This is a genomic window from Amycolatopsis sp. NPDC004368 (assembly GCF_053602515.1).
The window spans coordinates 204,681-212,411 of sequence record NZ_JBSGDT010000001.1; the positions used below are offsets into that span (position 1 = coordinate 204,681).

At 70.6% G+C, this 7,731-nt stretch carries 10 protein-coding genes; 9 read left to right on the forward strand and 1 reads right to left on the reverse strand.

Annotation, left to right across the window (positions count from 1 at the left end; genetic code table 11):
- Nucleotide 1: 1 nt before the first annotated feature.
- The 6 genes from ACWEOE_RS00905 (at nucleotide 2) to ACWEOE_RS00930 (ending at nucleotide 4,824) form a co-directional block, all read left to right on the forward strand.
- A complete protein-coding gene (locus ACWEOE_RS00905) occupies nucleotides 2-475 on the forward strand; it encodes a pyridoxamine 5'-phosphate oxidase family protein (protein ID WP_452002055.1) in 474 nt (157 codons plus the stop codon).
- A gap of 61 nt (nucleotides 476-536) precedes the next feature.
- On the forward strand, nucleotides 537-734 hold the full coding sequence (locus tag ACWEOE_RS00910) for a hypothetical protein (RefSeq protein WP_452002058.1): 198 nt from the start codon (nucleotides 537-539) through the stop codon (nucleotides 732-734).
- A gap of 98 nt (nucleotides 735-832) precedes the next feature.
- The gene (locus ACWEOE_RS00915; RefSeq protein ID WP_452002061.1) at nucleotides 833-1,399 is read left to right on the forward strand and encodes a glycosyltransferase; all 567 of its coding nucleotides are present in this window, start codon (nucleotides 833-835) and stop codon (nucleotides 1,397-1,399) included.
- 94 nt (nucleotides 1,400-1,493) lie between these two features.
- Nucleotides 1,494-2,966: a flavin-containing monooxygenase gene (locus ACWEOE_RS00920; RefSeq protein ID WP_452002064.1), complete on the forward strand. Its 1,473-nt coding sequence runs from the start codon at nucleotides 1,494-1,496 to the stop codon at nucleotides 2,964-2,966.
- Nucleotides 2,963-3,829, forward strand: a complete 867-nt coding sequence (locus tag ACWEOE_RS00925; RefSeq protein WP_452002066.1) for a metal-dependent hydrolase — start codon at nucleotides 2,963-2,965, stop codon at nucleotides 3,827-3,829. Before ACWEOE_RS00920 ends, ACWEOE_RS00925 begins: the two co-directional genes overlap by 4 nt.
- Nucleotides 3,830-3,879: 50 nt before the next feature.
- A complete protein-coding gene (locus ACWEOE_RS00930; protein ID WP_452003292.1) occupies nucleotides 3,880-4,824 on the forward strand; it encodes a PDR/VanB family oxidoreductase in 945 nt (314 codons plus the stop codon).
- Nucleotides 4,825-4,828: 4 nt separating this feature from the next.
- Here the strand turns inward: ACWEOE_RS00930 and ACWEOE_RS00935 are convergent, their stop codons facing one another.
- A complete protein-coding gene (locus ACWEOE_RS00935; RefSeq protein WP_452002069.1) occupies nucleotides 4,829-5,110 on the reverse strand; it encodes a YciI family protein in 282 nt (93 codons plus the stop codon).
- A gap of 159 nt (nucleotides 5,111-5,269) precedes the next feature.
- On the opposite strand from ACWEOE_RS00935, the gene ACWEOE_RS00940 reads away from it, so the two are divergent.
- The 3 genes from ACWEOE_RS00940 to ACWEOE_RS00950 are packed head-to-tail and all read left to right on the forward strand — an operon-like array spanning nucleotide 5,270 to nucleotide 7,543.
- Nucleotides 5,270-5,845, forward strand: a complete 576-nt coding sequence (locus ACWEOE_RS00940) for a SigE family RNA polymerase sigma factor (RefSeq protein WP_285971557.1) — start codon at nucleotides 5,270-5,272, stop codon at nucleotides 5,843-5,845.
- A gap of 59 nt (nucleotides 5,846-5,904) precedes the next feature.
- A complete protein-coding gene (gene nagA, locus ACWEOE_RS00945) occupies nucleotides 5,905-7,095 on the forward strand; it encodes an N-acetylglucosamine-6-phosphate deacetylase (RefSeq protein WP_452002071.1) in 1,191 nt (396 codons plus the stop codon).
- Between the two features lie 25 nt (nucleotides 7,096-7,120).
- The gene (locus ACWEOE_RS00950) at nucleotides 7,121-7,543 is read left to right on the forward strand and encodes a hypothetical protein (protein WP_452002073.1); all 423 of its coding nucleotides are present in this window, start codon (nucleotides 7,121-7,123) and stop codon (nucleotides 7,541-7,543) included.
- Nucleotides 7,544-7,731: the final 188 nt, after the last annotated feature.

A 7,731-nucleotide genomic window follows, 5' to 3' on the forward strand; every position in this document is an offset into this window, starting at 1 on the left:
CATGTCCCGTCGCGACCAGATCCGCATGACGCCCGAGGAGATCCGGGCCTACCTCGACGAGCAGAAGGTCATCAACGTCGCCACGGTCGGCCCTAAGAACCGGCCCCACCTGGCGCCGCTGTGGTACTTCCCGCACGAGGACGGCGTCGCGACCTGGACGTACGGCAGCTCGCAGAAAGCCAAGAACCTCCGCCGGCTGCCCGAGGCCACGGTCTTGATCGAAAGCGGCGACTCCTACGAAAAGCTGCGCGGCGTCTCCCTCGAAGCCGACGTGCAGATCGTCGAGGACACCGACGAGGTCACGCGCCTGGGCATCACCCTCATGCAGCGCTACGCGGGCGCCAAGCCGGGCGACCCCGTGCCCGCCGAGCTGAGCGAGTTCATCGGCCGCCAAGCGCCCAAGCGCATCGGGTTGATCTTCCACCCGACCAAGGTCGTCTCGTGGGACCACACGAAGCTCGGCGGCACGTACTGACGGGTAGCAGGGTCGTTCGGACAAGGCATTGGGATCGCCCGACCAGTCGCGTGCGACAACCGTGGAGCACGAAACAGATGCAACGCTCCCCGCCGGCCCGCCGCTGGAAGCCCAGCTGGGAGAGCTGGTGCGGCGGACCGGGATCAACCCGACAAGACCCGTCACCGACGAGATCGACGCCGAGTTCTTCGGAGGTGTCCGAGTCGACCTCGTGCTCGACGAAGCACTGCCCGGCGTGCGGGCCTGGCAGCCCGTCTGATCATCAGTGAGGTCTACGATTTCGTCGGACCTTTCTTCGCCTCGGCGCTCGAGGCGCCGTGGGTCAGGCTGGCGATGGCTCCCGATCGCCCAGCCGCGTTGGCCGACGCCGTCGCGAAGGTCACCGACGGCCGCTATCGGGAGCGGAACCTCACGCCGGTCGAGCCCCGCTGGCTCCTCGATCAGTTCCCGCCGGCCCTGCACACTTCCGGTTGGATGCCGCCCGGCAATCGCATCGCGTTGCGAGCCGAGCCGTACCGCGAGCCTGGCCGGCCGCCGGTGACAGCTACGGTCGCGAAGAAGCGGCCGGTGGCCCTCGTGACCTTCACGGGATTCACGCCGCTGGCCGAGTTGCTCGACGACGCGGACGTTGTCGTCGGCACGGGGAGCGCGGGTACTTCACTCGGCGCACTGAACCGTGGAGTGCCGCTTGTCCTCGTCCCTCTGGGCGCCGACCACGCCATCGTCGCGGAGCGGGTGGTTGCGGCAGGCGCGGCCCTCTCGTTGCAGGGCGGGGCGACTGATCCCGACCTGGTGGCGAAGGCCGTGGCGGCCGTGCTCGCGGATTCGCGGTTTCGCACCCAAGCAGAGCGAGTCGCCGAGGAGATCGCCGCGAGCCAGGCACCCGCCGAGGTGGCGACCTTGATCGAGAAGGATCTCTCCTGAGCGGTCGTACTGACGGGTATCAGGTACTTTCGAGTAACTGTTACTTGAGGTAACGTCATCTGCGGCAGACCCCCAGCGCAGCGGAGGCCGACAGATGACCGAGCGGTTCAAGGTCGTGATCGTGGGCACCGGATTTTCCGGGCTCGGGCAGGCGATCCAGCTCGAAAAGGCCGGCATCCGGGATTACGTGATCCTGGAGAAGGCCGACGAAGTGGGCGGCACCTGGCGGGACAACTCGTACCCCGGGTGCGCCTGCGACGTGCAGTCGCACCTGTACTCGTTCTCCTACGAGCAGAACCCGGACTGGTCCCGGTCGTTCTCGCCGCAGCCGGAGATCTTCGGCTACCTCAAGGGCGTCGCGGACAAGTACCGGCTGCGTGAGCGGATCCGGTTCGGCGTGGAGATCACCGGGGCCCACTGGGACGCCGGCGAGCGCCGCTGGACGATCGAGACCAAGAGCGGCGACGAGTTCTCCGCGCAGTTCCTCGTGTCCGGCGTCGGCGGCCTGCACATCCCGTCGGTGCCGAAGCTGCCCGGGATCGAGAAGTTCGCGGGCCAGACGTGGCACTCGGCGCAGTGGAACCACGAGTTCGACCTGCGGGGCAAGAAGGTCGCGGTGGTCGGCACGGGCGCGAGCGCGATCCAGTTCGTGCCGCAGATCGCCCCTGACGTCGCCGAGCTGACGTTGTTCCAGCGCACGCCGCCGTGGATCATGCCGAAGCCCGACCACCCGATGCCCGGCTGGGCGAAGCAGCTGTTCCGCTACCTCCCGGGCACGCAGCGCCTCTACCGCAACACGCTCTACTGGCTGCTCGAAGCCCGCGCCATCGGCTTCAACGGCCACCCGAAGCTCATGCACGCCGCCGAGTCGATCGCGCGCCGGCACATCGCGAAGGGCATCCGCGACCCGGAGCTGCGCCGCAAGGTGACGCCGGACTACACCATGGGCTGCAAGCGCGTGCTCATCTCCAACGACTACTACCCAGCACTCAACCGGCCGAACGTCGACGTGGTCACCGACGGCATCCGCGAAGTGCGCAAGAACGGCATCGTCGACGAAGCCGGGGTGGAGCACGAGGTCGACGCGATCATCTACGGCACCGGTTTCCACGTCACGGATGCGCTGGAGTACCTCGACATCACCGGTGTGGACGGGCGCAGCCTCGCGAAAACCTGGGCCACGGAGGGAATTCGCACGCACAAGGGCATCACCGTCGCCGGGTTCCCGAACCTGTTCTTCCTGCTGGGCCCGAACACCGCGCTGGGGCACAACTCCGTGGTGTTCATGATCGAGTCGCAGTCGCGCTACGTCGTCGACGCGATCAAGCTCGCCGACGACCACGGCGCCGCCGCGCTCGACGTGCGCCCGTCCGTGCAGGACCGGTTCCAGGCCGAGATCCAGGACAAGCTGGTCAAGGGCGTGTGGACGCAGGGCGGCTGCACCAGCTGGTACCTCGACGTCAAGGGCGTGAACCGCACGATCTGGCCGGGTTTCACGTGGAAGTACTGGCTCGAGACGCGCCGCGTGGACCCGAGCGACTACGAGCTGTCCGGGCGGCCGTCGTGACCGCGCGGCCCGAGCACGAGCAGATCGTGCTGCACGCGCGCGACGTCCACTTCGACTGGGCCGCGCTGCCGATGCACTGGATCCCCGGCGAACCGCAGGCCACGCACAGCATCAACGTGCTGCACATCGCCCTGCCCGAGGGCGAACGCTGGTTCGTCGAGGTCTTCAAGCAGGCCGTGCCGCTGATCCGCGACGAGCGCCTGAGGGAAGACGTGCTCGGCTTCATCGGCCAGGAGGCCGTGCACGCCGAAGCCCACGACGGCGCCGCGCGGCACCTCGAAGCCGCGGGCCTGAACGTGCGGCCCTACGTGGCGCAGATGGAGTGGATGTTCCGCCGCCTGCTGGGCGACCGGGCCGGCGCGGGCGAGGAATGGCTCGTCGAGCGGCTGGCGATCATCGCCGCGATCGAGCACTACACGGCGTTCCTCGGCCAGTGGGTGCTCGACGCGAAAGCACTCGACGCCGCGGGTTCAGACCCGACGATGCTCGACCTGCTCCGCTGGCACGGCGCCGAAGAGGTCGAGCACCGGTCCGTGGCCTTCGACCTGTTCTGCCACCTCGACGGCCGCTACTCGCGCCGCGTGCGCAGCATGGTCGTGGTCACGCCGGTGCTGGCGTGGATCTTCGTGCGGGGCACCAAGTTCCTCATGCGCAACGACCCGACGCGGCCGGGACGGGCGTCCTGGCGCGCGTACTTCAAGGCCGCGAGACTCGGCATCTCGCCCTCGCCACGCGAGCTGCTGCGCGAGATCCGGCCGTACTTCCGGCGCTCGTACCACCCGACGGAGACCGGCAACACCGACCAGGCCGTGGCCTACCTGGCGAGCTCACCCGCGGCCCGGGCGGCCGACACGCCGCAGTGATCCCCGACTTCCCGCCGCGCCTCGACGGCACGGGCCGCCGCGACCGGCTGATGTCCACTTTGGTCGGCGTCGGCGCGGCCTACCGGCGGCTCGCCCGGTACTCGGGCCGGCGCCGGCCGCCGGCGCCCGTGGTGGACCGCACCATTCCACTCGTCGTCGAGACCGTGCGTGCCGAGGCCGACGAAGTGGTGTCGTTGCGGCTCGCCTCGGGCGCCCGGTTGCCGAGCTGGCGGCCGGGCGCGCACGTCGACCTGCTGCTGCCGTCCGGGCTCGTGCGCCAGTACTCGCTGTGCGGCAACCCGGGCGACCTCTCGCACTACCGCGTGGCCGTGCGCCGGGTCGGCGCGGCGTCGGGCGAGGTGCACGAACTGCGGCCGGGAACGAAGGTCGCGGTGAAGGGGCCGCGCAACGCGTTCCCGTTCGTGGCGGCCGACTCGTACTTGTTAATCGCCGGCGGCATCGGCATCACACCGATCCTGCCGATGGTCCGCGCCGCGGCCGCGCGGGGCGCCGAGTGGCAGCTCGTCTACACGGGACGCACGCGAGCGTCGATGCCGTTCCTGGAAGAACTTTCGCGTTTCCCCGAGGAGCGCGTGTGGCTCCGCCCCGACACGGAGTACGGCGTGCCCGCCTCGGGTGCCGAACTGCTGGAGGGCATCCCGGAGGGTGCCTCGGTGTACTGCTGCGGGCCCGCGCCGATGATCACGGGTGTTCGCGTGGATCTCGGCCTCACTGGCGCGAACGCGATCTACTTCGAACGGTTCTCCACCCCACCGATCGTCGGCGGCGAGCCGTACTCGGTGGTCTTGCGCCGAAGCGGGCGCGCGCTCGCCGTGCCGGCTGACCGGTCCACTCTCGACGTGGTGCGGGAAGTGCTGCCTGACGTGCCGTTTTCCTGCCGCCAGGGCTTCTGCGGCACGTGTGCCGTGGCGACGCCGGACGGCGGGTCGGTGCGGATCTGCGTGGACCGCGGACCCGCCGTCCTGGAGCTGTGAGGTGCTACGCCTGCGGCACCCAAGCGCCGAGCACCGGCTTGTACTCGCGCACCGAGCGGTCGGCGACCACGCCTTCGAGCTGGTACGGGTCCTTGCCGATCAGCTCCTCGAGCGCCGCCTCGTCCTCAGCCTTCCACAGGACCAGACCACCGGAGCCGTCGGCGAGCGGTCCCGCGACGGCGACGCGGCCGTCGGCGGCGTGCTGGCTCAGCCACTCACGGTGACGTGGCCGGACGTCGGCCACCTTCTCCTGCACATAACGGATTTCGACCAGGTACCAGGCCATGTGGATCTCCCGCGTGGATGCGTTGGTGACGCTCCCGACGCTACCGGGCAATACCGTGGGGTCCCAGCATCCGACCAGTGGCGGGACGCGGATCACCCGATACGCTAGGGCTGCGCCAGAGGGGCACCACAGGGGTCGAGAACAGGCAGGCAGGGGTACATGCTGGAGGGCAACGCGGAACGCAGTGTCGAGGCGACCCTCGGCCATCTGCGGACCATGGACGGGCCAGTGCCGCCGCAGCAGCCGGCCGCGCCGCTGACCCTGGAGGACCTGTACCGCCAGCACCGGATGCGGCTCGTCCGGCTGGCGATCCTGCTGGTCGACGAACCGGCGACGGCCGAAGACGTGGTGCAGGAGGCCTTCACCGGTCTGCACCGCAACTGGGGCCGGCTGCGCGACGCGGCCGCTGCCGTCGGATACCTGCGCACGGCCGTGGTCAACGGCTCACGCAGCGTGCTGCGCCGGCGCAAGACCGCCCGTGAATACGTGCCCCCGCACGCCGTCAACGCGCGCTCGGCCGAAAGCCTCGCGATGCTCTCCAGCGAGCACCAAGCCGTGGTCAGCGCGCTTTCGAAGCTGCCGCCGCGCCAGCGCGAGGTGCTCGTGCTCAGGTACTACGGGGGCCTGAGCGAGGCCGAGATCTCCGAGGCCGCGGGCATCTCGAAGGGTACGGTGAAATCGACCGCCAGCCGGGCGCTGGAGGCCCTGCAGAAGGCGATGCAGACCCCACAGTGACCCGGGTGGACCAATCTCGATCACCGAGTTGCGTAGCCATGTCTGGTCCAGACCAATATATGCTGGAGGGCGTGAAGCACGCCGGAGACTTCGTCATCACGGGCGGCCGGGTCGTCGCCCCGGACCGCGTACTCGACGACGGCTGGCTCGCCGTCTCCGACGGGCGCATCGCCGCGGTCGGCACGGGGACGCCGCCGGGCGGCCCCGAGACCGAGGTCGTCGACGTCGGCGGCGCGCTCGTGGTGCCCGGGTTCGTCGACACCCACTGCCACGGCGGTGGCGGCGCGTCGTTCTCCACACTGGACCCCGACGAGATCCTCACGGCCGTGCGCGCGCACCGGCGCCACGGCACCACGACCACGCTCGCGAGCCTGGTCTCGGACCCGATCGACCTGCTGACTGAGCAGATCGCGGCGCTGCGCGAGCTCGTGCAGGAAGGCGAGCTCGCCGGCATCCACCTCGAAGGCCCGTTCATCTCCCGCGCCCGCTGCGGCGCGCACGATCCGGACACACTGCGTGAACCGGACACCGGCACCGTCGAGAAGCTGCTGCGCGCGGGCGCCGGCGCGATCCGCATGGTCACGCTCGCCCCGGAGCTCAACGGCGGCGTGAAGGCCGTGCGCCAGCTCGCCGAATCCGGCGTGACGGCCGCGATCGGGCACACCGACGGCCTCGCCGAGCAGCTCGTGCCGGCCATCGACGCGGGCGCCACGGTGGCGACGCACCTGTTCAACGGCATGCGCCCCCTGCACCACCGCGAACCCGGCCCGGTCGGCGTGCTGCTCGACGACGAGCGCGTGACCGTCGAGCTCATCTGCGACCTCGTGCACCTGCACCCGACCGTGGTCCGCTTGGCTGCTTCGCATGCGGGCCGCGGCCGCACCGTGCTCATCACCGACGCCATGTCGGCCACCGACGCCGCCGACGGGCGCTACGTCCTGGGCCGCCTCGAGGTCGACGTGCACGACGGCGTGGCCACGCTCGACAACGGCTCCCTGGCCGGCAGCACGTTGACGATGGACAACGCCTTCCGCAACTTGGTGAAGGGTGCCAAACTCGGTGTGCTCGACGCCGTCCGGGCAACCTCCGGCCGGCCCGCCGAGCTGCTGGGCATCGCCGACCGCACGGGCTCGCTGCGGCCGGGCCTCGCCGCGGACGTCGTGGTGCTGGACGACGACCTGCGGCCGGTCCGGGTGCTGCGCCGGGGCGAGTGGGTCGCCGAGGTCGGCCGGGCTACCTTGAGCACGTAACGCTTCCGCGGGGAATCGGAGAGGGATGAGCGAGCCAACAGACCCGGAACGCCTCCTGGCCGACGCCCTGCGCGCCCAGGCCGTCTTCGCCCCGCACACCAGCCCGTCGACTCCGGACTCGACGGGTGGTGCCGGCTCCACCGGTCCCACCGCCGGCGCGACGGGTCCGACGGAAGAACTGCCGCCACGCTACGGCCTGCTGTCGGGCGCGGGCGCGGACTCCCTGGCCCGCGAACGCGCAGCTCTGGACGCGGCCTCGGGCTTGCGGACGACCCCGGTCGCCGGGGCCCGGCCGGGGTCGGGCCCTGCCCCCGGCGCTCCGGACCCCGCGACGGTCCGCCAGGCCGTCCCCGGACCGGCGCCGTTGCCAGTGCATTGGGTGCTGCTGCTCGCTCTGCTGCTGGGCTTGGCGGCGGGTTCGGTCATCGGCCTGCTCACGCTGGTCTGAGTGGTCTGGCTGTTCTGAGTGGTCTGGCTGGTCGGGATTGGCTGGCTGCGCTGACGGTCTGGGTGGCCTCCCCGCCGGACACAGCCCCCACCGGACACAGCCCCCACCGGACACAGCCCCCACCGGACACAGCCCCCACCGGACACAGCCCCCACCGGACACAGCCCCCACCGGACACAGCCCCCACC